Raw genomic sequence first — 25,877 nt, 5'->3', positions numbered from 1 at the left:
ATTTTTTTAATATATAAACATATATAAAGTATTTTATACTTGTAATTTTTTACATAAAAGTATAATTTAATAATGTATATAATATTAATATTAAATATATTTAATAATTTTAAAAAATAAAAATGAATAATCTATCAAAATTAGATTTATTATCTTCTAGATTTAGAGGATTTTATCCTGTTATAATAGATATTGAAACTTCTGGATTTAATCCTAAATATAATGCTATATTAGAAATATGTTTAATTACATTAAAAATGGAAAATGGTTGGTTAAAAAAAAATGAAACATTACATTTTCATGTAATACCTTTTAAAGGTTCAAGTATTTCTCCAGATGCATTAGCTTTTAATGGTATTAATATTTATACCTCTTTAAGAGGTGCTATTACTGAAATAGAAGTTTTTAAAATTATTTTTAAAAAAATTACTAAAGATTTAAAAAAAAATAAATGTAAAAAAGCAGTTATAGTTGCTCATAATGCTAGTTTTGATCATAGTTTTATTATGGAAGCTGTAAAAAGAAATAAAATGGAAAAATATAATCCATTTCATTCTTTTGTAATATTTGATACAACATCTATGTGTGGATTAATTTTAGGACAAACCGTATTAGCAAAATCATGTCATAAAATTGGTATTTCCTTTGATAGTAATCAAGCACATTCTGCATTATATGATGCTTATTGTACTGCTAAATTATTTTGTAAATTAGTTAATAATTGGAAAAGTAAAGGAGGATGGCCACCATAATTAAATATTAAATATATGATAAATATTTTTTAGAAATTTAAAATTTTTTTTAATTTATTACTAGTATGTAATGTATATAATATATCGGAACCTCCTATTAATTGATTATTTACCCATAATTGGGGGAATGTTGGCCAATCAGCATATTTAGGCAAATATATCCTAATATCAGAATTTTTTAATATATCAATATAGGTAAATTTAACTTTATAAAATAAAATTATTTTTACTGCTTTATCAGAAAAGCCACATCGTGGGTTTTCTGGAGTTCCTTTCATATATAAAATAATAGGATTATCATTAATTTGTTTTTTTATTTTATCGAAAATTTTCATAAAATACCTGTTCATTTATTAAAATAATTTAAAATTAATATAATTATATATATAATAATTTTATATTTTAAAAAAGTAAAATTTATTTAATTAAAATTTAATAAGAAAGGATATGTGTGCATAAATATTTAATTGAAATGAAAAAATTATTTAATATTACTGTACCAATAGTTTTAACACAAATAGCTTATCTTTTAATTAATATCATAAATATGATTATATCAAGTTCTTTTAATAAGTTTGATATGGCTGTAGTATCAATAGGTACATCAATATGGTTGCCTTTATTATTATTTTGTCATGGTATTTTTTTATCTTTAATACCAATTATTACTAAATTACATGGATCTAATAAAAAACAAATTATTATAAAATATGTACAACAATCATATTTATTATCAATAATTTTATCATGTATAATAATATTAATTTTATATAAAATAAATTTTTTTATATATTTATTATTAACTAATAAAATTTTAGTTCCAAAAATTATAATTTTTTTAAGAATAATTATATGGAGTATACCAGGTTATTTATTATTACAAATATTACGTTGTGTTTGTATTTCATTTTCATTAACTATACCTGATATGATCATTAGTTGGATTGGTGTCATAATATATATACCAATTAATTATGTTTTTATTTATGGTTTTAGCTATATACCATCTTTTGGAATTTTAGGATGTGGTTTATCTATAGTATTAATATATTTAATATTAACTATTATAACCATGATATGGATGTATAATTCAATATATTTTAATAATATAAATTATTTTAGTTTATTTAATAAACCTAATATAAAAATTTTAAAAAAATTATTAAAATTAGGTTTTCCTATCGGATTGTCTATTTTTGTTGAAATTACATTATTTACAGTTGTTTCTTTATTTATTTCTTCTATGGGTATTGATAATATTATTAGCCATCAAATAGCCCAAAATTTTAGTTCTTTTGTTTTTGTAATTCCATTATCTTTAAGTATAGCAACTACTATATTAGTTGGTTTTTATTTAGGTTCAGGTTATAAAAATAAAGCTAAAAGAATTAGTTGGATTTCGCAAATTATAGGTATTATTTTATCTATTTTAACTATTTTAATAAGTCTTTTTTTTAAAAAAAAAATTGCTTTTTTATATAATCCTAATCAAAATATTATTAATTTATCATCTAAATTAATATTTTTAGCCTCTATTTATCAATTTTTAGATGCTATTCAAGTAATAGGGTGCGGTATTTTAAAAGCTTATAAAGATACCAAATTTATTTTTTTTATTACTTTTTTATCTTGTTGGGTAATAGGTTTTCCTATTGGTTATATTTTGTCTATGACAAATTTAATTGTAAATTCTATGGGCCCTACAGGTTTTTGGATAGGATTTATTGTTGGATTAGCTATTGCAGTAATATTAATTATATTACGTATTATTAAAATACAAAAAAGTTGATTAAATATTATTAATATGATTTAATACATAATTATTGTTTTTTATGCGTTCTTAACTCAGTGGTTAGAGTGTCACTATGACATGGTGAAGGTCAGAGGTTCAAATCCTCTAGAACGCATAAAATTTTTTTGTTTATTTTTATACTCATTTCCAATAAATTAAACAAAATTTTTTTTTACCTTTACGTAACAAGGTAAAATGATTAAATTTTTTATGATATTTAGTAAATATAAATGATATTGTTGATATTTTTTCATTATTAATATATATACAATTAGATTCAATTAATCTAGATGCTTGAGAATAAGAAGATGCAAATTTACTTAAAATTAATATTTCTTGTAAAGAAGATATTTTATTATCTATAGTTATAGTTATACTATTAATATTATTTAATAAAATTGAATAATCATTTTTTGATAAATTTTGTATTTTTTTATAAAAAAGTATATTTGTTATTTTTTTAGATAAAATTAAATTATATTTTCCATGTATTATTTTAGTCATATATTCTGCAAGTAAATATTGGGGACTATTTTTTTTAATGTTATTTTTTTTTTTTTTAAAATCATTAATAGTTTCTAATTTTAGATTAGTAAACATATAGAGAAATTTAAATATAAGTGAATCTGGAATATTTAACCAAAATTGAAAAAATTTATATGGGTTAGTTTTATTTTTATCTAACCATATTGTTTTTTTTTCTGTTTTTCCAAATTTTGTTCCATCATTTTTAACAATTAAATTAGTTGTTATTCCAAAAACTTTTTTCTTATACATTTTTTTTATTAAATTAATTCCTGATGTAATATTTCCCCATTGATCAGATCCACCTAATTGAAGAATAACATTAAAATTTTTATTTAAATAAGCAAAATCATAAGATTGTAATAAATTATAAGAAAATTCAGTAAAAGAAATACCATTTATTTCATTATTTATTATTCTATTTTTAATAAAATCTTTATTCATCATATGATTAACACAAAAATATCTTCCAATTTTTTTTAAAAAAGATAAAATATTTATTTTATGAAACCAATCATAATTATTAATAATAATCGCACTATTTTTACCACAATTAAAATCTAAAATATTTTTTATTTGTATACTAATTTTATGAAACCAAATGTTAATAATATCTATTGAATTTATTTTTCTTTTTTTAAATCTAAAGCTAGGATCACCAATTAAACTTGTAGCTCCACCTAAAATAATTATTGGTTTATGTCCTAATTCTTGAAAATATTTTAATGTAAATAATTGTATTAGATGTCCTATATGTAAACTATCTGCTGTTAGATCAAAGCCACAATAAAGATTAATATTTTTTTCATTTAAAATTGTAAATAATTTTTTTTTATTAGTTATTTGATATAAAATATCACGATCTTTTAATTTTTTTAAAATATTTATTTTATTTTTTTTTATCATTTATATTCCTTATATTTAATACATTAAATATTTTTATTATATAATCTTTCGACAGTTTGTATTATATTTCTAGTATATATATCTGTTTCAATATTTACATAATTATAAATTTTTTTCTTAGAAAATGTAGTTTTTAATAATGTTTCTGGTATTAAATTTACACTAAATTTATCTTGAAATATTTTATCTATTGTTAAACTAACACCATCAACACATATAGATCCTTTTATAGGAATATAATTCATTTGTAAAATACTATTAGGTTTAATCCATAAAATTTTAGAAAAATTATAATTTTTTATATTAGTTATAATAGCAATATCAGTAATATGTCCTAATACGATATGTCCTCCAAAAAAATCATTATTTTTTATTGGTTTTTCAAGATTAATATAATCATTAGTTTTTAATTTTTTAAAAGTTGTATTATTCATAGTATGAATTGTTATATTAAACAAAAGAATATTCTTATATATGTTTACAATAGTTAAACAACATCCATTATTTGAAATAGATTCTCCTATTTTTAAATTTTTAATAAAATTTTTATTAGTTTTTATATATATACAATATTTTCCTTTTTTAAAAGAAATTTTTTTAATCTGACCTATTGATTGAATAATACCTGTAAACATTTTTCTTTCTTTTTATAGAAATTATATATATTTATTATATCTAATAAAAAAAATTAAATAATTAAATTTTTTTTATATATCAAAATGTAAAATTTTAAATTTATTTATTACAATTAATATTATTTCTTAATATAATTTGAAATTTATTTTTTAATTCTAAAATACATTTATTTATAATATTATTAATTTCTATATCATTTAATGTATGATCTTTGTTCTGTAAAAATAAACTTAAAGTAATATTTTTATATTTTTTAGGGATATTATTTCCTTGAAATATATCTATAAGTTTTATTTTTATTAAATTTTTTAATTTTAATTTTTTTAATTGTAATAAAATACAATTAAAATTAATATTTTCTTTTATAAAAAAAGATATATCTCTTTTATTTATTGGATAATTAATTAATTTTTGAAAATTAAAAGTATTATTAATCATAATATGATCATAAAATAATTCAAATAAGAAAGTATTAGAATTTATATTAAAATAATGAATTAATCTAGGATGTAACATACCGATATATCCAACATATGTATCATTAATATAAATTGATGAATTTATATAAGGATGTAGTATTGTATTATTATTTTGTTGATAAAATTCAATTTTATTTTTTTTATAAAAAATATTCAAAATATATTCTAAATTACCTTTTATATCATAAAAATTAATATATTTATTTTTCTCACTCCAATGAGTATCTAATGAGTTTATATTAACTATTCCAGCTAACATTAATTTTTGTGATATTCCTATTTTTTTTTTAAAATCTTTAAAAAAACATAAACCATATTCAAAAAAACGTAAATTTTTTTGTTGTCTATTTTTATTATAAATAATATTATTAATTAATCCATATGATAAAGAATTTCTCATTACAGATGTTTCTCTCGTTAGAGGATTTTTAATTTTTATACATTTTATTTTTGGATATAACATTAACTGTATTTTAGGATTAATAAAACTATAGTTAATTACTTCATAATATCCTTGATAGATTAAAATATCTTTGATTTTTTTAATATTAATTTTTTGATATTTTAATATAAAATTATTTTTTTTTATAATATTATTTTTAATAAGAGGAATGTTAATTTTTTGAGGTATTTGATTATACCCATATACTCTCATAATTTCTTCTATAATATCTTCCATTATATTTATATCATATCGCCAACTAGGTATCGTAATAATACAATTATTAATTGTTTTTTTTATAATAATAAAACCTAGTTTATTTAAAATATTAAATATAATTTTTTTTTTAATATAAAAACCTAAAATTTTATATACATATTTAAATGATAAACTTATTGTTTTTTTATGATAATTAATATTATTAATATTAATTGTATGAATTTTACTTCTTTTTCCTTTAAATATTTCTAATAATAAATTTATAGTTCTTATAAGAACTGTTTTTTGTATCAATGGATCTAAAGTATTTTTATGGAAATTATAAATATCATTAACTTGATAATTATTTTTTAATAAAAAAGTTATATATTTTGGATTTAAAAATAAACATTCTATCAAAATATTTTTAGTTGTTAAATTTACAGAATAATTTTTATTTTGTATTATTCCTGGTATAGATATTATTTGACTATCATCTACAATCATTAATAATGAATTTTTATTTAATAAATTTTTTTTTTTATTTGTTAAATTTAAAAAATAAAATTTATTTTTCTGGTATTTTTTTATATAGATTTTACCATTAATGTGATCAAAATTATAAAATTGTATAGGATATCCTAATTCTAAGATTATATAATTACGAATATTTAATAATGGATTATTAGATATAAATTTAATTCCTGCATAATATAATCTTTCTTTAATAAAAAAAGGAATTTCCTTAGTTAAATTAATATTTTTAATTATACAAAAGCTATATTTATATAAAATATTTTTTATTTTTTTATCAAAGTTAATATTAAGTTGATATTTTTCTGAATTTTTTATTAAATGATTTTCATATGGTATATTAAATTTATTTTTTTTATTTAAAACAGATAAATCTCTCGCAAATCCTAACATATTAAAACAATCAAATCTATTTGTAGGAATATTTATGTGTAAAATATTATCATTTAAATTTAAAATATTATCATTTTTTTTAAAATTACTATTTTGATTTAAAATAGTTATATTATTTTTAATAATATTATATTTTGTATATAAACTAATTATTTTAGGAGTACATAATAATCCTTCTGATTTTTTTAAAAAAAAATATTTTGGTATTTTTATATATTTTTTGTATAAAAAAGAATTTTTAGTAGCTAAAATAATTTCCATTTTATTATTATAATGATTTATATCAGAAAATATTTTTAATAATTTACCATTATTAGTTAATATTTTAAACTGATAAATTTTAGGATTTTTTTTATATATATTATAGTTAATAACTTTCCCTTTAATTAGATGTTTGATATTACTACTATAAGTAATAGATTCAATTTTTTCTATTTGAAATCCTAACATTGTTATTTTATTTGATAGAGAATAAATATCTTCATCATAATAAAACCATTCTCGTAACCAAGATTCACTAAATTTTATCATATAAAATTATTTAATTTAAATTGTTTAAGAAAACGTATATCATTTTCATAAAAAAAACGAATATCAGAAAGATTATAACGCAACATAGTTAATCTTTCTATACCTAATCCGAAAGCAAATCCACAATATTTGTTGTTATTTATTCCAACATTTTTTAAAACATAAGGATGTACCATCCCAGCACCTAAAATTTCTATCCATTGTTTATTATTATTTAATATATCTACTTCTAGAGAAGGTTCTGTAAAAGGGAAATAAGAAGGTCTAAAACGTATTTTACATTTTTTACCAAAGAAAAAATTTAAGAATAAAACTAACATTCCTTTTAAATCAACAAAAGTTACTTTTTTATCAATAAATAATCCTTCTATTTGATGAAACATAGGAGTATGATTACTATCATAATCATGACGATATACTTTTCCTGAAGTTAAAATTTTTATAGGTGGTTTATTTTGTTCCATAACTCTAATTTGTACATTAGAAGTTTGAGTGCGTAACAAAATATTTTTATTTAACCAAAATGTATCTTGCTCCGTTCTTGTTGGATGATATTTTGAAATGTTTAGTGCATCAAAATTATGATAAACATCTTCTATTTCAGGTCCTGTAACTATTTTAAATCCAATATTAATAAAAAAATTTTCTATTTCATAAATTATATTTGTAATAGGGTGTTTGGAACCTGAAGGAATATATTTTCCTGGTAATGATACATCAATATTTTGATCTAAAAATTTATTATTATATTGTTCTATTTCTATTTCTTTTTTACGTTTTATTATTATTTTTTTTATTTGTTTTTTTTGTTTATTATAAATAATACTTTTATGAATTCTATTATTTTTGTTTAAATTTTTTATTAACATAAATTGTTTAGTAATATAACTTTTTTTACCTAAATACTTAACTTTTAATATATTTAGATCTTTAAGATTTTTTACTATAGAAATTTCTTTTTTTGCTATTACAACTATGTCATTAGTTATCATGATATTCTCATTAATATATTTTAAACATAAAAAAATTAAAATTTAATAAAAATTCATTTTATGAATTAAAAGAATAAGTTAATAACTTATTAAAGGTCAAATTATCAGATAATGCTATATTAGCTAAAATTTTTCTATTTATATTTATATTATTTTTTTTTAATTTATGTATTAAAGAACTATAAGAAATATTTTTTTGACGTGCTGCTGCATTAATTTTAATAATCCATAATTGACGAAATTTTCTTTTTTTTTGTTTTCTATCTCTATAAGCATATTGTCCTGATTTAATTACTGCTTGGAAAGCAGATCTATAAGATCTAGATCTAGCACCATAATATCCTTTTGCTTGTTTTATAATTTTTTTATGTCTTGTTTTCGTAGTAATTCCGCGTTTAACTCTAACCATATAATATATAATCCTATAATAATTATTTATTAAATATTTATTTTATAAATAAGGTAAACAAATTTTTAATGAACGTGAATCTCCCTTTGAAACTATTTTTTTTTGTCTTAAAAATCTTTTATGTTTTTTATTTTTTTTAGTTAATAAGTGTCTTAAATTAGCTCTTTTATGTTTAAAAAAACCATTACTCGTTTTCTTAAAACGTTTTTTAACACTACGTACTGTTTTAAGTTTATTCATATATAAACCATAATTGTATTTATTATTATTTTTTTGGTATTAAAATCATTATAATTTGTCTACCTTCAATTTTTGTAGGAAATAATTCTATTATTGCTAAATTTTCTACATCATTTTTTATACGATTAAGCATAGAAAAACCTAATCTAGTGTGCATCATTTCTCTTCCTCTAAATCTTAATGTAATTTTTACTTTATCCCCTTTTTTTATAAAACGAATTATGTTGCGTAATTTAACATTATAATCACCTATATCTGTACCAGGACGAAATTTAATTTCTTTTAAATGTATTATTTTTTGTTTTTTTTTTTGTTCTTTAGAAGCCTTATTTTTAGTATATAAAAATTTACCATAATCCATTATACGACATACAGGAGGTGTAGAATTAGGACTAATTTCTACTAAATCAAATCCAGTATTTTTTGTTTTTTTTAATGCTTCTTTAAGATTAATTATTCCTATTTGTTCTCCATTTAATCCTATTAATCTTACAATTTTACTCCTAATATTTTTATTAATTTTATTAGGTCGTGATAATTGTATTGTTTTTTTTCCAATTTTAATATTTTACCTCCTTAATTTATTTTAAATAATAGTTATTAATTTCTTTATTAATTTTATTAATAATATCATGGATTTTCATAAATCCCAAATCTTTACCAAAACAATCTCTAACTGAAATAAAATTATTTTTTATTTCTTGATCTCCACATATCAAAATGTATGGAATATGTTGCATTGTATATTTTCTGATTTTAAAAGAAATTTGTTTATTTTGAATGTCGAATTTAATTCGAATATTATTTTTTTTTATTATTTTAAATATTTTTAAAACATATTCTGTATGTTTTTCACTGATATTAAGTATAATTATTTGTATAGGTGCAAGCCAAACAGGTAAATACCCAGAAAATTCTTCAAGAATAATACCTATAAATCTTTCTAATGAACCTAAAATAGCTCTATGTATTATTATAGGAGTACTACGTTTATTATTTTTATTAATATAAAATAATTTTAAACATTTAGGTAATGTAAAATCTAATTGTATAGTTCCGCATTGCCATTCTCTATTTAAATAATCGAAGAAAGAAAATTCAATTTTTGGACCATAAAAAGCTCCTTCACCTTTTTGATGTTTAAAATTAATATTCATTTTTTTTAAAATAAATGATAAATCATTTTCTGTTTGATCCCAAAGTTGATCATCTCCAATTTTATGTAATGGTCTTGTAGATAATTTTACAAAAAATTTTTTAAAACCAAAAATATGATAGATATCATACATCATGTTAATACAATTTTTAATTTCTTCTATTACTTGATTTTTTGTACAAAAAATATGAGCATCATCTTGAGTAAAATTTCTTAATCTCATTAAACCATATAAAGAACCAGATGGTTCATTTCTATGACAAATACCAAATTCAGCAATTCTTAATGGTAAATCTTTATATGATTTTAATTTTTGTTTAAAAATTTGGATATGGGCAGGACAATTCATTGGTTTTATACAATAATTTCTATTTTCTGAATAAGTTGTAAAAATTGCTTTTTTATAAATTTTCCAATGTCCTGTTTTTTTCCAGATAGAAATATCAGTTATTATAGGAGTTTTTACTTCTAAATAATTGTATTGATTAAGTTTAAAACGTAAGAATTTCTCTAATTCTCTAAAAATAATATATCCATTATTATGCCAAAAAACCATTCCTGGAGCTTCATCTTGAAAATGATATAAATCTAATTTTTTTCCTATAATTCGATGATCTATCTTTAATAATTGTATTTTATCGAATAAAAAATTTTTTTTTTCTATTTTTTTAGAATTATCATTTTGTTCCATGTTTTATTTTTGTAAGTAAAAATATCATTTTCTAATAATATCAAAAATTTTTTACTAAATATATTAAAAATATTATAAGAAAATTTAATTATATAAAATATTTTTAAATAACTTTTTGTCCGCAAATAATTCTATTATATCCTTGTATATCAGGATATTGTTTAATATTTTTAAATTTTTGAGTTTGTAATTTATTTCTTATAATAAATCCTTGTTTATAACCATGCTCTAAAATTAACCATCCATAATTATTTAAATATTTAAAAGAATTTAAAATAATATAATTTAAATCACTTAATCCATTTTCGCTTGAAACTAATGATTTAATAGGTTCAAATTTTAATTGTTTTTTAAAAAATAAATATTCTTTATAACTTATATAAGGAGGATTACTAATGATAATATCAAATGTATTATTTTTTAAATGGCTGAACCAATTACTTTTTAAAAAAGTAATATTTTTAATATTTAATTTTTTAGCATTATTTTTAGCTATATTAATAATTTTATTAGAAAAATCTATAGCAGTAATATCAATTATATTGTATTCACAAGCAAGTGCTAAGGAAAGTGCACCACTTCCAGTACCTAAATCTAATATTTTTTTTATTCTATTATTTATTTTATTTAAAACAACATCTACTAAAATTTCTGTATCTTTACGAGGTATTAAAACATGAGGTGATACATCAATTTTTAATGACCAAAATTCACAAAAACCTAATATATAAGCTAAAGGTATACCTTTAATTCTTTTTTTTAATAAATTTTGTAATATTTTAAATTGTTTATAATTAATTTTTGTTTCATTAAAACCATAAATCCATGACTTAGGTTTTTTTAAAATAAATGATGCTAATAAAATAGCTTCTAATTGATAATTTAATATTTTATTTTTTTTTAAAATATTAAAAGAATATTGTAAAAATTGATCAATAATCATAAATAATTTTTTGTAAATTATAATTTATTATTTTTTTGATAAATCATCGGTTTTATTAAAAGATCTAAATCCCCATTCATAATTTCATGTAATTTATAAATAGTTAAGTTAAGACGATGATCAGTAACTCTTTTTTGAATAAAATTATAAGTTCTATTTCTATCTGAACGATCACCTGTCCCTAACAATGTCTTTTTTTTTAAAGCATTATTTTTATTTTTTTTTTCAATTTCTATCGAATTTATTCTAGCTGCTAATACAGCTAATGCTTTTGATTTATTTTTATGTTGTGATCTTTCATCTTGACATTCAACAACTATTTTTGTCGGAATATGAGTAATACGTATAGCAGAATCTGTAGTATTAACATGTTGTCCACCTGCACCTGAAGATCTAAATGTGTCAATTTTCAAATCTTGAATATTTATTTCTGGCATTTCTATTTTTGATAATTCAGGCATAACAGCTACAGTACAAGTAGAAGTATGTACTCTTCCTTGTGATTCTGTTTCTGGAACTCTTTGTACTCTATGTCCACCAGATTCAAATTTTAATTTTCCATATACACCTATACCAATAATTTTTAAAATAATTTCTTTAAATCCATTACTATGTTCACTATAATGAATATGTATTATTTCTATTTTCCATTTTTTTGATTCAGCATATCTAATATACATTCTAGAAATATTTTTTACAAATATTGCTGCTTCATTTCCTCCCGAACCAGCTTTTATTTCTATAAAACAATTACGATTATCTTTTTTATCTTTAGGTAAGAGTAATTCATATAATATTTTTTCCAATTTTTTTTGTTTAATATTAATATTTTTAATATCTTCTAAAACCATTAGATATATATCTTTATCTTTTTCTTTTAATAAAGATTTTGTATTTATTAAATTAAATTGTAATTTATTCCATTTCATAAATGGTTTAATAATATTAGATAATCTTGAATATTCAATAGATAAATTACGCAAATAATTGTGATCATTATATATTTTATAATCACTTAATTTTTTTGTTAAATAATTATATCTTTTATATAAAAGATTAAGTTTTTTAATCATATAAGAGTTCATAAATTGTACTTTAGTATTTAAAAAATTATTAAATAAATAATATTTATATAAAATATATTATTCTTTCATGTATAAATACATAATACATATTTTATAATATGTTTAATTAAACTACAAAATATAATTTTAAATTATTATAAAATATATATTTATAATATATAATATAATTTTAGTTTAAATATAAAGGTTTTATGTGACTAAAATGAAATTATTTACTGGAAATGCTATTCCAGATTTAGCAATAAAAATTGCTCATCATTTATATATTAATTTGGGTAAAATATTTGTAGGACGATTTAGTGATGGAGAAATATCTGTTAAAATCAATGAAAATGTTAGGGGACATGATATTTTTATCATACAATCAACATGTAATCCTACTAATGATAATCTTATAGAATTAGTTATTATGATAGATGCTTTTAAAAGAGCTTCTGCAGGAAGAATAACTGCTGTTATTCCTTATTTTGGATATGCAAGACAAGATAGAAGAATTCGTTCTGCTAGAGTACCTATAACTGCAAAAGTCATAGCTGATTTTTTATCTAGGGTAGGTGTTAATAGAATTTTAACTGTAGATTTACATGCTGAACAAATTCAGGGTTTTTTTAATGTACCTGTAGATAATGTATTTGCTAGTTCTATATTTTTAATGGATATATCAAAAAAAGTATATAATAATCCAATAATAATTTCTCCTGATATTGGTGGAGTCATACGTGCTAGATCTATTGCAAAAAAATTATTTAATGGGACAGATATGGCTATAATAGATAAAAGAAGATCTAATACTAATAAAACAGAAGTAATGAATATTATTGGAGATGTAAATAAAAAAGAATGTATTTTAATAGATGATATTGTAGATACGGCTGGAACATTATGTCAAGCTGCTAAAGCATTAAAAAATGCTGGAGCTATAAAAGTTTTTGTTTATGTTACTCATCCTATTTTTTCTGGAGATGCTATTAAAAATATTTATAATTCAGTAATAGATGAAATTATTGTATGTGATAGTATACCATTAAATAAAAAAATTAAAAAAATTAATAAAATCAGAGTATTAACACTATCTTTTATGTTATCGGAAGCAATAAGAAGAATTAATAATGAAGAATCTATTTCTATAATGTTTAAATAAAATTAATAGGATAAAATTATTTGAGTAATATAAAAATTATTGTAGGTTTAGGAAATAATATAGATAATCAATTTATTGGTACTCGTCATAATATAGGTGCAGATTATGTTATTAATTTAGCTAAAAAATTTAATTTAAAATTTAAAAAAATTCAAAAATTTAATGGATATATTAGTAATTTACTTTTATTAAATCAAAAAATAATATTATTTTTACCAAATTCTTTTATAAATAATTCAGGAAAATCAATATTTATTATCTCTAATTTTTATAAAATTACTTTACAAAATATTTTAGTAATTCATGATGATTTAGATTTTTTACCTGGAATTATAAGATTTAAATATGGTGGTAGTAGTGCTGGGCATAATGGCATTAATAATATTATTAAAACATTTAATAGTACATTATTTTATAGATTACGTATAGGTATTGGTCATCCAAAAAATAAAATAAAAATGAATAATTTTGTATTAAGTAAACCTACAAAAATTGAACAAAAAAATATTAATTTTGCTATTAAAAATAGCATTCATGCGTTATTAATTTTTATTCAAAAAAATTATAATCAAGCAGTAACATTTTTACATACTAAAAAATAATAGGATTAATAATGGGATTAAAATGTGGTATAATAGGTTTACCAAATGTTGGTAAATCTACATTATTTAATGTATTAACTAATTCTAATGTAAATGCATTAAATTATCCTTTTTGTACGATAAAACCAAATATAAGTATAGTAACTGTTCCTGATGATAGATTATTTTATTTATTTCAATTAATAAAATCTAGAAAAATTATACAATCTACAATAACTTTTGTTGATATCGCTGGTTTAATTAAAGGAGCTTCCAAAGGTGAAGGATTAGGTAATCAATTTTTATATAATATATCAGAAGTTGACGCTCTAATTCATGTAGTACGTTGTTTTAATGATAAAAAAATATTAAATTTATCATATAATCCGATTAAAGATGTTAAAATTATAAATAATGAACTTATTCAATTTGATATAAATTTAATTTGTAAATTACAAAATAATATATATAAAAAAAAACAAAAAAAAAATGATAAATTAGAATCTTTATTTAAAATTTGTTTATATCATTTAAAAAATGGAAATTTATTAAATTTATTAAAATTAAATATAGAAGAAATAAATTTTTTAAAAAAATTTAAATTATTAACGATTAAACCAATACTTATTATTGCTAATACAGATAGAAATAACATTAAAAATAATTTATTTTTAAAAGAAATTTTATTTCTTAGTAAAAATTTTTTAGTATTAAAAATATGTATTAAAAATCTTAATAAGGAATTAAAATCATCTGTAAATAATAATTTAAAAAAAATTATTATTTCCAGTTTTAAACTGTTAAATTTACATACTTTTTATACCGTAGGTATAAAAGAAATAAGATCATGGAGTATATTAAAAGGAACAACAGCATTAGAAGCGGCTAAAAAAATTCATAGTGATATTCAAAAAGGTTTTATTAGAGCACAAGTAATCCATTATAATGATTTTATTTTTTATAAAAATGCAAAAAAAGCAAAATTATCTGGTAAAATGAATATAGAAGGAAAAACATATATTATTAATGATGGTGATATAATTAATTTTCTTTTTAAAATTTAAAATATTCTTTATATATTACAAGAAATTTATATATAATATATGTATTATTTTCTAATAGAAGTTTTTTATTAATAAAATTTATATTATATATTATATTTTATTTTTATATTTATGCTTAAATAAATAAAATTTCTAAGTTTATTAATATGGTATAAAAATTTCCAAATATTTTAATTGATTATTTATGTTATAAAAATATTATTTTAATATTTCTTAAAATTATTTTATAAGATTAGATAGAATAAATAAATAACAATTTAAAATTAATAATTTTAATTATTTTATTAAAATATATAAATAATATAAAAAAAGTACTAATTATAAAATTATATATAGTATTAGTATACTAGATTAAAATTTTCTTAAAAAAAAATAAAAATAATCAAATATTTGATATAGTATATTTGATAATAATATTATCATGGTTTTAAAAATTGATTAGAAAATAGAGATAAAAAATAGATTTTATTTATTAATTAAAAATTTAATAAGATTTAAAAATATATAAATAAAATGAAAATAATTTTTTTAAAGAAAATATTACTATAATTAACATTATAAATGTTTTTTTTAACTAAAGATAAATCAAAAGATTTTTTTTAGAATATATTAATTTTGTTTTAATTTATTAGAATAATAAATTTTTTTATAAATTAATAAAATATAGTAATTAAAATTTATGAATTAAAAATTCTACATATAAAAATTCAGAACATAATATAATTAGATATAAATTACATTTAATAAATTCATTAAATTTTCATATTGTATTCTATCAAATAAATAGTTTAAATATTTAGGAGATAAAAATAAATATTCCTGATGATATTCGTAATATAGATGGAATAGATATTTTTTCTTCTCAAGATATAATCATTACACATATCTTTTATTAAAGTTAGTAATAATGAGGAATTTAAACATATAATTATTATAAATAATAATTTTAGATTTTGAATATGTTATATCTATAGGTAATGAAATAAATAGTAGAGTAAATAATATTTTTGTTAAGAATTTAACATTGTAAAATATAATAACTAATAAATTAAGAACTAAAAATGATGTTACACGTTAGAATAGTCACAGATATTTATTATAAAAATGTTTATATTTTAAATGTAAAAAATCTTAGTATTTTAGATACTAGTTATAAGAATAACATAAAAAATGAAGAAAAAATATCTTTTAATTTAAAAACATTTTTTTAAAAAATATTGAAGTTTTAATACTTAGAACATTAAAATTTAATGGATTAGATATAGATAAAGAAAATATGATTGAAATTTTTGTAAATAATTTTATCTAAAAAATAGATCTTCATGGATTAAAAATGATGTTTTACTATTAAAAATAGTAATAAAATTAGTTTAATAAACTATATTAATTTAAATATAAAAAATATATATTTTAATTTTAAAATTTTTTTGTTTTAATTAAAGATTAAAAATTTAATAAATTATATATTTTAATATATAATTAATATTTTTTTTTAAAAAAAATAAATTATTTTTATTATAAAAATAATTATTTTATAAAATAAAAATATAAAAATTAATTTTTATTTAAATATATTTTATAAAATATATAATATAAATACAATATTCATATTAATTTAAATTTTATGAAAATTTTTTCATTTAATATAAATGGTATAAGAGCACATTTACATCAATTAAAATTAATAATAAAAATATATAATCCTGATATTATTGGATTACAAGAAATAAAAGTAAATAATAAAAATTTTCCTAAAGAAGAAATATATAAATTAGGATATAATTTTTGTATATGTGGACAGGCACAATATAATGGAGTAGCAATTTTAAGTAAAAAAAAATTTTGTAATATTAAAAAAGAATTTTTAAATAACTATGATAATCAAAAAAGATTAATAATGGTTGATTTAAATAGTTCTATTGGTAATATAAAAATTATAAATGGTTATTTTCCTCAAGGAGGAAATAAATATAATTATGTAAAATTTAAATATAAAATTGATTTTTTAAAAAATTTATATTCTTTTATCAAAAGAAAATTAAAACCTAATAATCATATTATAATAATAGGAGATATTAATATAAGTATCACTGATTTAGATATTGGGATTGGGAATAAAAATCGTCAGAAATGGTTAAAACAAGGAATATGCTCTTTTTTACCAGAGGAAAGGTTTTATATAAATAAATTACTTAATTGGGGTCTATTTGATATTTGGAGATTAATGAATCCTTTTACAAGTAATAAATTTTCTTGGTTTGATTATAGATCGAATAAATTTTCCTTAAATAAGGGACTAAGAATTGATAATATTTTAATTACTAAATCATTAATAAAATATTATATAAATTCAAATATAGAATATAATATTCGTAATTTAATTAAACCTTCAGATCATGCTCCTATTTGGGTAAATTTAAAAATTATTTAATAAATTTTATTTAAAATAAATTAGGTGACAAATGATTAAATTATTTGATTTAGTAAAATCTTTTTTTTATTATTTATGGTCATTAATTAATTTTACTAGAATATTAATAATAAATATAATCTTTATATTATTAATATCTTTATTATGTTATTACATATATAACATTCATCATCAACAAAACATTAATAATAAAACTTTTAAAAAAAAGAATCAAGTTTTAGAAATTAATTTTAATGAAGATTTAACTGATGATTCTTTTTATCAAAATAATAATAAATTAGAATTAATTAATAAATTCATAAGAAAAGATAATAATTCTATATTAAATATAGTTCAAGCAATAAATTATGCTAAAAAAGATAAAAATGTAAATGGAATTATATTAAAATTACATAATTTAAATATTCATGATTTATCAATCTTACGTTATATAGGTAAATATTTAAATGATTTTAAATCAACAGGGAAAAAAGTATATGCGATTTCAGATTCATATGATCAAAATCAATATTATTTAGCTAGTTTTGCGAATAAAATTTTTTTATCACCATATGGTTCTGTTAAATTACATGGTTTAAGTTTTAAACAATTTTTTATAAGAGATTTTTTACAAAAATTAAAAATAAACACTTATATATTTAGAATAGGAGAATATAAATCTGCAGTAGAACCTATACTAAGAAATAGTATGTCTAATAATAATAAAATTATTTTAAATAAATTACTTAATAACATTTGGTGCGATTATTTAACAACTATAGCTGAGAATAGAAAATTAACTTTTGAAGATATTTTTCCTACAGATCAAAATTTTTTAATTTCTTTTGAAAAATCTCATGGAGATTTAGCGTTATTTGCTTTAGAAAATAAATTAATAGATAAAATTTCTAATAATACTGAATTTGAAGATGAAATGATAAAAATTTTTAGTTCTGATAAGAATAAAAATACATATAATAAAGTTGATATTAATAGTTATATTAAATTAAATATAAATAAAAACAATATAATTAAACATCGTCGAAATAATATTTCTGTTATAACAATAAATGGAATAATAATGTATGGTAAAAATAACAGTGATATTATCATAAAAGCAATACATAAAGTTTATCAAGATCCTCATATTAAAGGTTTAATATTAAGAATTAATAGTCCTGGTGGGGACATACAAGCAGCACAAGCTATTTATGATGAATTAATTTTATTAAAAAAAATTCATAAACCTATAGTTGTTTTAATGGGTAAAGTAGCAGCATCAGGAGCATATTGGATTTCTACAGCGGCAGATTTTATAATTGCTGATTCTTCTAGTTTAACTGGTTCAATCGGAATATTTAGTATCATATATAATTTTAGTGATTTACTAAATAAATTTGGTATTCAACAAGATGGTGTAAATCTATCTGATAGATTTAATTTTCCTATAAGTAGGAAAATGTCTAAAATAGAAAAGAGAATAATAGAATTAACAATACAAAATGGTTATGATAAATTCATTAATGTAGTTTCGAAAGAAAGACATCTTCCTATTGAAAATGTAAAAAAAATAGCTAATGGCATGATCTTTTTAGGTAAAGATGCTGTTAAATATGGATTAATTGATGATTTAGGTGATTTTGATTATGCAAAATTAAAAATTTCTGAATTAACAAAAATTAAAAAAATTCGATTACAATGGGAAAATACAAATGTGTTAAAGATATCAGATCTTTTTTTTAAAAAAAATAGTTATATTATAACTAATATTATTAATAATTTATTTTCAATAAATAATATGGATTTTTTAAATTCTCAAAAAACATATGCTTTATTATTAAATAAATAAAATATGAATAATTCTATATATAATTTTTTTATATTTTAACAGTTAGATTTAGGAGATTTTAATGTCTATTAGAGTTGCTATTAATGGATTTGGTAGAATAGGACGTATTTTTTTTCGAGCTGCTCAAAAAAATACTAAAGTTAAAATTATAGCTATTAATGATTTATTAGAAATAAATTATATTGCATATATGATAAAATATGATTCTACTCACGGTATGTTTAATAGTAAAATTAAGATTAATAATAATAATTTAATTATTAATAATAACATTATTCATATTTTTTCTGAATCAGATCCTAGTAAATTAAAATGGAATGATTTTAAAATTGATGTTGTAATCGAATCTACTGGTATTTTTTTAACAAAAAAATTAGCAGAAAAACATATTTATGCTGGAGCTAAAAAAGTTATTATTACTGCTCCTCCTAAAGATGATACTATACCTATGTATGTAAAAGGAGTAAATTTCCAAAATTATAATGGTGAAAATATAATTTCTAATGCTTCATGTACAACTAATTGTTTAGCTCCATTAGCAAAAGTTATTAATGATAATTATATTATTGAAAATGGTATTATGACGACTATACATGCAGTAACCTCGACTCAAAAAACTGTAGATAGTCCTTCTATGAGAGATTGGAGGGGTGGAAGAGGTGCATATCAAAATATTATTCCTTCAACTACCGGAGCGGCAAAAGCAGTAGGGATTGTTTTACCAGAATTATATAATAAATTAACTGGTATATCATTAAGAGTACCAGTTCCAAATGTTTCTGTAGTTGATTTTACTGTTAAAATTATAAAAAAAACTACATTATTAGATATTTGTAAAGTAATTAAGTACGCATCTAATAATTATATGAAAAATATTATTGGTTATACAGAAGATAATGTAGTTTCAAGTGATTTTAATGGATCGATTTTAACATCTATTTTCGATAAAAATGCAAGTATTTCTATTAGTAGAGATTTTTTTAAATTAATTGCCTGGTATGATAATGAAACAGGATATTCTAATAAGATATTAGATTTGATCTTACATATTTTTAATTAAATATTAAAAATTTTGCTATGTTATTTAATTATTTTAAATACATAGCAAATATTATTTATAATAAATTAATAAATAATTTAAAAAAAATTTTTTGTACCTTGTCTACCTCCTAATAAATGCATATGTAAATAAAATATTGTTTGACACCCATGAGTATTACAATTAATTATAATTCTATATCCATTATTACTAATACATTTTTTTTTAGCTAATTTAGAAGATACTAATATCATTCTACCTAAAAGTAATTCATGATTTTTATTAATATCATTAAGTGTACTTATAAAAGTATTAGGTATAATTAAAATATGTATTGGACTTTGAGGGTGTATATCATCAAAAGCTGTTACAAGTTTATCTTGATAAATAATATTAGCATTTATTTTTTTAGATAAAATTTTTTGAAATATATTTTTTTTATCATTCATAATTATATATAATTAATTTTAATTTTATTTATCAGAATTATTTTTTATAAAATTATCCATTTCTGTTTTTAAATTATCAGATTTAGTTCCAAAAATAGCTTGTACTCCATTACCAGCAATAATAATAGCAGATGCTCCTAATAATGTTAATTCTTTTTTATTAACTTTTTTTATGTCTACAACACTTATACGTAATCTAGTGATACATGCATCTAAATTAGTAATATTTTTTTTTCCTCCAAAAGCTGTTACTAATTTTTCTCCATAATTTGAAGATATATAATTATTATTATATATGTTATTTTCTATTTTTTCACGTCCTGGTGTTTGTAAATCAAATTTAATAATTAGTATTTTAAATATAAAATAATAAATAATAGCATATATAATACCTATTATAGGAAATAACCATATTTTAGAACCATTACCACTTAAAATAATAAAATCAATTAATCCATGAGAAAAACTAGTTCCATTCCTCATTCCCAACATAATACAAATTGGAAAAGATAATCCCGATAAAATAATATGTATTACATATAATAATGGAGCTACATACATAAAAGAAAATTCTATAGGTTCAGTAATTCCTGTAAGGAACGATGTTAATGCAGCTGATAACATTAAACTACTAATTTTATTTTTATTTTTTTTTTTTGATGTATGCCATATAGCAATAGCAGCAGCTGGTAATCCATACATTTTAAATAAAAATCCTCCTGCTAATTTTCCTGCAGATGGATCTCCTGCTATATATCTAGCAATATCACCATGATAAATTTGTTTTGTAACATTACTAAAAAATGATCCTATTTCCATTTGAAATGGAACATTCCAAATATGATGTAATCCAAAAGGTAATAATGCTCTTTCTATAATACCATATATGCTAAATGCAAATATTGGACTTTGATAAATCGCCCAATATGAAAATAATTGTATTATTTTTTGGATAGGAATCCATATTAAGGATAATAATAAACCTATAAAAATAGATGTTAACCCTGAAATAATAGGTACAAAACGTTTACCAGAAAAAAAACCAAGATATTCTACTAACTGAATATTATTAAAACGATTAAACATATAAGCAGCAATAGAACCAGAAATGATACCACCTATAATTCCAGTATCTGTAAGATGTTTTTGTATTATGATGTTTTGTGTAACATGATTGTGTAATAATATAGGAATTATTACTTCAACAGTTTTTGTTAAAATACCATAAGAAATAACAGCAGCTAAAGCAGATACCCCATTATTTTGAGTAAATCCTAATGCTACTCCAATAGCAAATATTAATGGAATATTAGCAAATACAGAACCACCAGTTTTTTCCATAATATTAGAAATAATATTAGGTAACCAGTGAAAATTAGCTGACCCAATACCTAATAATATACCAGCTATTGGTAAAACTGATACTGGTAACATTAAAGATTTACCTATTTTTTGCATATTAGCAAATGTATTATTAAACATATAATATCCTATATTTATATTTTAAAATTTTATAAAAATAATTAAAATTTATATATATCTTCTAAAGATAATAATAAGTTAATTATTACTAATTTATAATTTATTGTATTAATTTTTATTAATATTTTTTTATAAAATAATATTTTTTTTATCATTAATTTGATTTTATCTATAAAAATTAAATCAAATATTTTATAGATGATAGAAATTTGATCTACATTATAAAAAAATTTTAAATCTATTTTTAAATGTAATTTAATTACATCTAATAAAATTAGATAGATCCAATCTATATAAAATAAAATGTGTTTATTATCTAATATAGATAATAAACACATAATATCTGTTTTAAATGCGGATAATAAAACATTATAAAAAATATTTCTATTTTTCCATATATTATTTTTTAATAAATAAAATGTATTAATTGGTGAATAGTTACATATACGTAATGCACTTTTTATAGATTTTGTTTTAAAAATTTGATTATTTTGTAAATTTTTTTTTAACCATGAAATACTTATCTTTTCATTTGGTGGAAAAATATTCCAAAATTGACACCTACTATATATAGTAGGTAATAATTCTTCTTTATAATTACATTGTAAAAAAAAATAAGTATTTTTAGGAGGTTCTTCTAAAATTTTTAAAAGAGCATTACTAGAAAAAATATTTAGTTGTTTAAAATTTGGAAACCATACAATTTTACCAACATCTTTATAGGATGTTTGATAAATTTTATTTATTAAATTTCTAATATAATCTACTCCTATGGGAACTTGTTTTATATTATTTTTAATAATATATAAATCGGGATGTATATTTTTATGGACTAAAATACAATTATTACATATGGAACAACTATATATCTTTTGTTTATTAATACAAAAAATCCATTTAGTTAATTCATAAATTAAAAATTTTATACCTAATCCATTTAAAGAACAAAAAATATAAGCTGTATAATTTTTTTTATTTTGAAATTGATTAATAATTTTATCATAATAATTATTTAACCAGGGATACAATGATAATATAGGTTTTTTTTTCATATTATATATCGATTATTATGTATTAATTAATTTATTAATAATATTTTTAACTGAAAATTTAACATTTTTTAAATTTTTGTTAGCATCAACAATTTTAATTGTTTTGTCTTTATTTGCCATTTTTATATAAAAACATCTTACTTTAGAAAAAAAATTTATAGATTCTTTTTCAATTCTATCTTTTAGAAGAGGTTTTATTCTTTGTAAAGCAATTACTGGATTTACATCTAAATAAATAGTTATATTTGGTTTTATATTATTTTTAATAAATTTTTGTAAAAATATTATGTTTTTTTCATTTATACATCTTCCTCCAATTTGATAAGCATATGTAGATAAATCATATCTGTCTGATAAAATCCAATTTTTATTTATATTAGGTCTAATAATATTATCTAATAATTGTAATCTTGCAGCATATATTAATAATAATTCTGTTTTGTGAGAAAAAATTTCTCCTTTAGAAAACTTAATAATATTTCTTAGTTTTTCAGCAATAGGTGTACTACCTGGTTCATGTATCTTAATTATATTATAAATATGTAAATTATTTAATAATTTAATTATATAATTACATATTGTAGATTTCCCAGCTCCATTAATTCCTTCTATAACAATAAATTTTTTATATTTCATTTTTTATATTTTAATATTTATTTTATTAATAAATTTATAATTTATAGTAAAATACATACTTTTTACTAAAAGTAAAATAAAATTTTCCTATACTTGTTTTATAAGTAATTTTAATTATTAATTTATCAAAATTAATTTTTTAAAATCATATTTTTTTAAATATTAATGATGCATTAGTTCCTCCGAATCCAAAAGAATTACATAATACATATTTCATGTTGTATACATTACGAGATATATTTGGAATAAAATCTAAATCTAAATTTTTATCAGGATTATCTAAATTAATTGTTGCTGGAACAATTTGATTTTTTAAAGATAAAATAGAATAAATAGATTCTATAGCTCCAGCAGCACCTAATAAATGTCCAGTAATTGATTTTGTAGAACTTACAAATAATTTATTATAATTATTTTTAAATATCTTTTTAATAGCATTTACTTCAGCAATATCGCCTAAAATTGTTGATGTACTATGTGCATTTATATATTTTATATTTTCTGGATTAAGATGTGCATCTTTTAATGCATTTAACATTGATAATTGTGCTCCTTCACCATTTATTGGTGGTGAAGTTATATGATAAGCATCATTACTCATTCCAAAACCAATTAATTCAGCAATAATATTTGCATTTCTTTTTTTTGCATGATAGTATTCTTCTAAAATTAGAATCCCTGCTCCATCTCCGATAACAAATCCATCTCTATCTTTATCCCAAGGTCTACTTGCTTTTTTAGGTTCATTATTTCTTTTAGATAAAGCTTTCATTGCACAAAAACCAGCTAAACTTAAAGGAGTTACAGCTTTTTCTGCAGCTCCTGTTATCATTATATCAGCATCATTATAAGCAATAATTTTGGAAGCAATTCCAATATTATGAATACCAGAACTACAAGCAGTATTAATAGATAAACTAGGTCCAGTTAATTTATAATCTATAGCAATATTTCCTGTAATCATATTCATAATAGTAGATGTTAAAAAAAATGGTGTAATTTTATTAGGACCTTTCTTATGTAAGATATAATTATTTTCTTCTATTAAATTAATACCACCTAATCCAGAGCCTACTGATATTCCAAATCTAGGATTATTGTCTTTATTAAACATTAAACCAGAATGTTTAATAGCTTCTTGACAAGCTATTAAACCATATTGGATAAATAAATCAATATTTTTTTTTTTAGAAAAAATATTATTTTTATATTTAAAATTTTTTATTAATCCTGCAATTTTAGTTTTATATTTACTAGTATTAAAAGTATTGATCAAATCAATACCACTATTACCATTAATAAGATTATACCAATTAGATTTTACTTTATTACCTATTGGAGTAATCATTCCGATACCAGTTATGACTACTCTTCTACGTTTTAACATTATATTTTTCTATATATTATATATATAATATAATTATTTCTATATAGAATAGAATAATATTCTATATTATTCTATTTTTAAAA

The 25,877-nt window shown here is 18.8% G+C and carries 25 protein-coding genes and 1 tRNA gene; 10 read left to right on the top strand and 16 right to left on the bottom strand.

Annotated elements, in window-relative coordinates; genetic code table 11:
• Window positions 1-122: 122 nt before the first annotated feature.
• Complete coding sequence (gene rnt / locus GJT97_RS00550) at window positions 123-752, top strand: ribonuclease T (protein ID WP_169767560.1); 630 nt, start codon at window positions 123-125, stop codon at window positions 750-752.
• A 29-nt stretch (window positions 753-781) separates the two neighbouring features.
• Here the strand turns inward: rnt and grxD are convergent, their stop codons facing one another.
• Window positions 782-1,087, bottom strand: coding sequence for a Grx4 family monothiol glutaredoxin (gene grxD / locus GJT97_RS00545; protein WP_169767559.1), 306 nt, complete (start codon window positions 1,085-1,087; stop codon window positions 782-784).
• A gap of 116 nt (window positions 1,088-1,203) precedes the next feature.
• On the opposite strand from grxD, the gene GJT97_RS00540 reads away from it, so the two are divergent.
• Together GJT97_RS00540 and GJT97_RS00535 are read left to right on the top strand one after the other, a co-directional pair.
• Window positions 1,204-2,541, top strand: a complete 1,338-nt coding sequence (locus tag GJT97_RS00540) for an MATE family efflux transporter (protein WP_169767558.1) — start codon at window positions 1,204-1,206, stop codon at window positions 2,539-2,541.
• Window positions 2,542-2,586: 45 nt separating this feature from the next.
• Window positions 2,587-2,659, top strand: a tRNA-Val gene (locus tag GJT97_RS00535).
• A 26-nt stretch (window positions 2,660-2,685) separates the two neighbouring features.
• Here GJT97_RS00535 and tyrS read toward each other — a convergent pair.
• The 10 genes from tyrS to prfA all read right to left on the bottom strand — a co-directional run bounded on the left by tyrS (window position 2,686) and on the right by prfA (window position 12,704).
• Window positions 2,686-3,975: a tyrosine--tRNA ligase gene (gene tyrS, locus GJT97_RS00530; RefSeq protein ID WP_169767557.1), complete on the bottom strand. Its 1,290-nt coding sequence runs from the start codon at window positions 3,973-3,975 to the stop codon at window positions 2,686-2,688.
• Window positions 3,976-3,998: 23 nt separating this feature from the next.
• Window positions 3,999-4,610: a riboflavin synthase gene (locus GJT97_RS00525; protein ID WP_169767556.1), complete on the bottom strand. Its 612-nt coding sequence runs from the start codon at window positions 4,608-4,610 to the stop codon at window positions 3,999-4,001.
• A gap of 100 nt (window positions 4,611-4,710) precedes the next feature.
• Window positions 4,711-7,188 carry a phenylalanine--tRNA ligase subunit beta gene (gene pheT / locus GJT97_RS00520; RefSeq protein ID WP_169767555.1) on the bottom strand — a complete coding sequence of 826 codons (2,478 nt, stop codon included), beginning with the start codon at window positions 7,186-7,188 and terminating at the stop codon, window positions 4,711-4,713.
• Window positions 7,185-8,180: a phenylalanine--tRNA ligase subunit alpha gene (gene pheS / locus GJT97_RS00515; RefSeq protein ID WP_169767554.1), complete on the bottom strand. Its 996-nt coding sequence runs from the start codon at window positions 8,178-8,180 to the stop codon at window positions 7,185-7,187. Before pheS ends, pheT begins: the two co-directional genes overlap by 4 nt.
• A 58-nt stretch (window positions 8,181-8,238) precedes the next feature.
• The gene (gene rplT, locus GJT97_RS00510; protein WP_169767553.1) at window positions 8,239-8,589 is read right to left on the bottom strand and encodes a 50S ribosomal protein L20; all 351 of its coding nucleotides are present in this window, start codon (window positions 8,587-8,589) and stop codon (window positions 8,239-8,241) included.
• Window positions 8,590-8,631: 42 nt separating this feature from the next.
• A complete protein-coding gene (rpmI, locus tag GJT97_RS00505) occupies window positions 8,632-8,829 on the bottom strand; it encodes a 50S ribosomal protein L35 (protein WP_169767552.1) in 198 nt (65 codons plus the stop codon).
• A gap of 25 nt (window positions 8,830-8,854) precedes the next feature.
• On the bottom strand, window positions 8,855-9,394 hold the full coding sequence (gene infC, locus GJT97_RS00500) for a translation initiation factor IF-3 (protein WP_211080610.1): 540 nt from the start codon (window positions 9,392-9,394) through the stop codon (window positions 8,855-8,857).
• Between the two features lie 16 nt (window positions 9,395-9,410).
• On the bottom strand, window positions 9,411-10,676 hold the full coding sequence (gene thrS, locus GJT97_RS00495) for a threonine--tRNA ligase (RefSeq protein WP_169767551.1): 1,266 nt from the start codon (window positions 10,674-10,676) through the stop codon (window positions 9,411-9,413).
• A 103-nt stretch (window positions 10,677-10,779) separates the two neighbouring features.
• Window positions 10,780-11,619: a peptide chain release factor N(5)-glutamine methyltransferase gene (prmC, locus tag GJT97_RS00490; protein ID WP_169767550.1), complete on the bottom strand. Its 840-nt coding sequence runs from the start codon at window positions 11,617-11,619 to the stop codon at window positions 10,780-10,782.
• Window positions 11,620-11,636: 17 nt separating this feature from the next.
• Window positions 11,637-12,704, bottom strand: a complete 1,068-nt coding sequence (gene prfA, locus GJT97_RS00485) for a peptide chain release factor 1 (protein ID WP_169767549.1) — start codon at window positions 12,702-12,704, stop codon at window positions 11,637-11,639.
• A gap of 193 nt (window positions 12,705-12,897) precedes the next feature.
• Between prfA and GJT97_RS00480 the strand changes: the two genes are divergently transcribed.
• The 7 genes from GJT97_RS00480 (at window position 12,898) to gap (ending at window position 20,809) form a co-directional block, all read left to right on the top strand.
• A complete protein-coding gene (locus tag GJT97_RS00480) occupies window positions 12,898-13,845 on the top strand; it encodes a ribose-phosphate pyrophosphokinase (RefSeq protein ID WP_169767548.1) in 948 nt (315 codons plus the stop codon).
• Window positions 13,846-13,865: 20 nt separating this feature from the next.
• The gene (gene pth / locus GJT97_RS00475; protein ID WP_169767547.1) at window positions 13,866-14,447 is read left to right on the top strand and encodes an aminoacyl-tRNA hydrolase; all 582 of its coding nucleotides are present in this window, start codon (window positions 13,866-13,868) and stop codon (window positions 14,445-14,447) included.
• Window positions 14,448-14,458: 11 nt separating this feature from the next.
• A complete protein-coding gene (gene ychF, locus GJT97_RS00470) occupies window positions 14,459-15,490 on the top strand; it encodes a redox-regulated ATPase YchF (protein ID WP_169767546.1) in 1,032 nt (343 codons plus the stop codon).
• A 1,061-nt stretch (window positions 15,491-16,551) separates the two neighbouring features.
• Window positions 16,552-16,701 carry a hypothetical protein gene (locus GJT97_RS00465; protein WP_169767545.1) on the top strand — a complete coding sequence of 50 codons (150 nt, stop codon included), beginning with the start codon at window positions 16,552-16,554 and terminating at the stop codon, window positions 16,699-16,701.
• Window positions 16,702-17,114: 413 nt separating this feature from the next.
• The gene (gene xthA, locus GJT97_RS00460; RefSeq protein ID WP_169767544.1) at window positions 17,115-17,921 is read left to right on the top strand and encodes an exodeoxyribonuclease III; all 807 of its coding nucleotides are present in this window, start codon (window positions 17,115-17,117) and stop codon (window positions 17,919-17,921) included.
• Between the two features lie 31 nt (window positions 17,922-17,952).
• Window positions 17,953-19,749 (top strand): signal peptide peptidase SppA, encoded by a 1,797-nt coding sequence (sppA, locus tag GJT97_RS00455; protein ID WP_169767543.1) that lies wholly within the window; start codon window positions 17,953-17,955, stop codon window positions 19,747-19,749.
• 61 nt (window positions 19,750-19,810) lie between these two features.
• Window positions 19,811-20,809, top strand: coding sequence for a type I glyceraldehyde-3-phosphate dehydrogenase (gap, locus tag GJT97_RS00450; protein ID WP_169767542.1), 999 nt, complete (start codon window positions 19,811-19,813; stop codon window positions 20,807-20,809).
• Window positions 20,810-20,886: 77 nt separating this feature from the next.
• Here gap and GJT97_RS00445 read toward each other — a convergent pair whose 3' ends face one another.
• The 5 genes from GJT97_RS00445 to fabF form a co-directional block, all read right to left on the bottom strand.
• Window positions 20,887-21,237 (bottom strand): HIT domain-containing protein, encoded by a 351-nt coding sequence (locus GJT97_RS00445; RefSeq protein WP_169767541.1) that lies wholly within the window; start codon window positions 21,235-21,237, stop codon window positions 20,887-20,889.
• Window positions 21,238-21,261: 24 nt separating this feature from the next.
• On the bottom strand, window positions 21,262-22,719 hold the full coding sequence (gene ptsG, locus GJT97_RS00440) for a PTS glucose transporter subunit IIBC (RefSeq protein ID WP_169767540.1): 1,458 nt from the start codon (window positions 22,717-22,719) through the stop codon (window positions 21,262-21,264).
• A gap of 41 nt (window positions 22,720-22,760) precedes the next feature.
• The gene (locus GJT97_RS00435) at window positions 22,761-23,771 is read right to left on the bottom strand and encodes a DNA polymerase III subunit delta' C-terminal domain-containing protein (RefSeq protein WP_169767539.1); all 1,011 of its coding nucleotides are present in this window, start codon (window positions 23,769-23,771) and stop codon (window positions 22,761-22,763) included.
• Between the two features lie 15 nt (window positions 23,772-23,786).
• Window positions 23,787-24,407 (bottom strand): dTMP kinase, encoded by a 621-nt coding sequence (gene tmk, locus GJT97_RS00430; RefSeq protein ID WP_169767538.1) that lies wholly within the window; start codon window positions 24,405-24,407, stop codon window positions 23,787-23,789.
• Window positions 24,408-24,552: 145 nt separating this feature from the next.
• Window positions 24,553-25,794, bottom strand: coding sequence for a beta-ketoacyl-ACP synthase II (gene fabF / locus GJT97_RS00425; RefSeq protein ID WP_169767537.1), 1,242 nt, complete (start codon window positions 25,792-25,794; stop codon window positions 24,553-24,555).
• Window positions 25,795-25,877 lie beyond the last annotated feature (83 nt).

The sequence above is a fragment of the Enterobacteriaceae endosymbiont of Donacia proxima genome (assembly GCF_012569285.1).
Lineage (GTDB): Bacteria > Pseudomonadota > Gammaproteobacteria > Enterobacterales > Enterobacteriaceae.
Note: the sequence above shows the minus strand (reverse complement) of the source record. Positions and strands in the feature narration are given on the sequence as shown.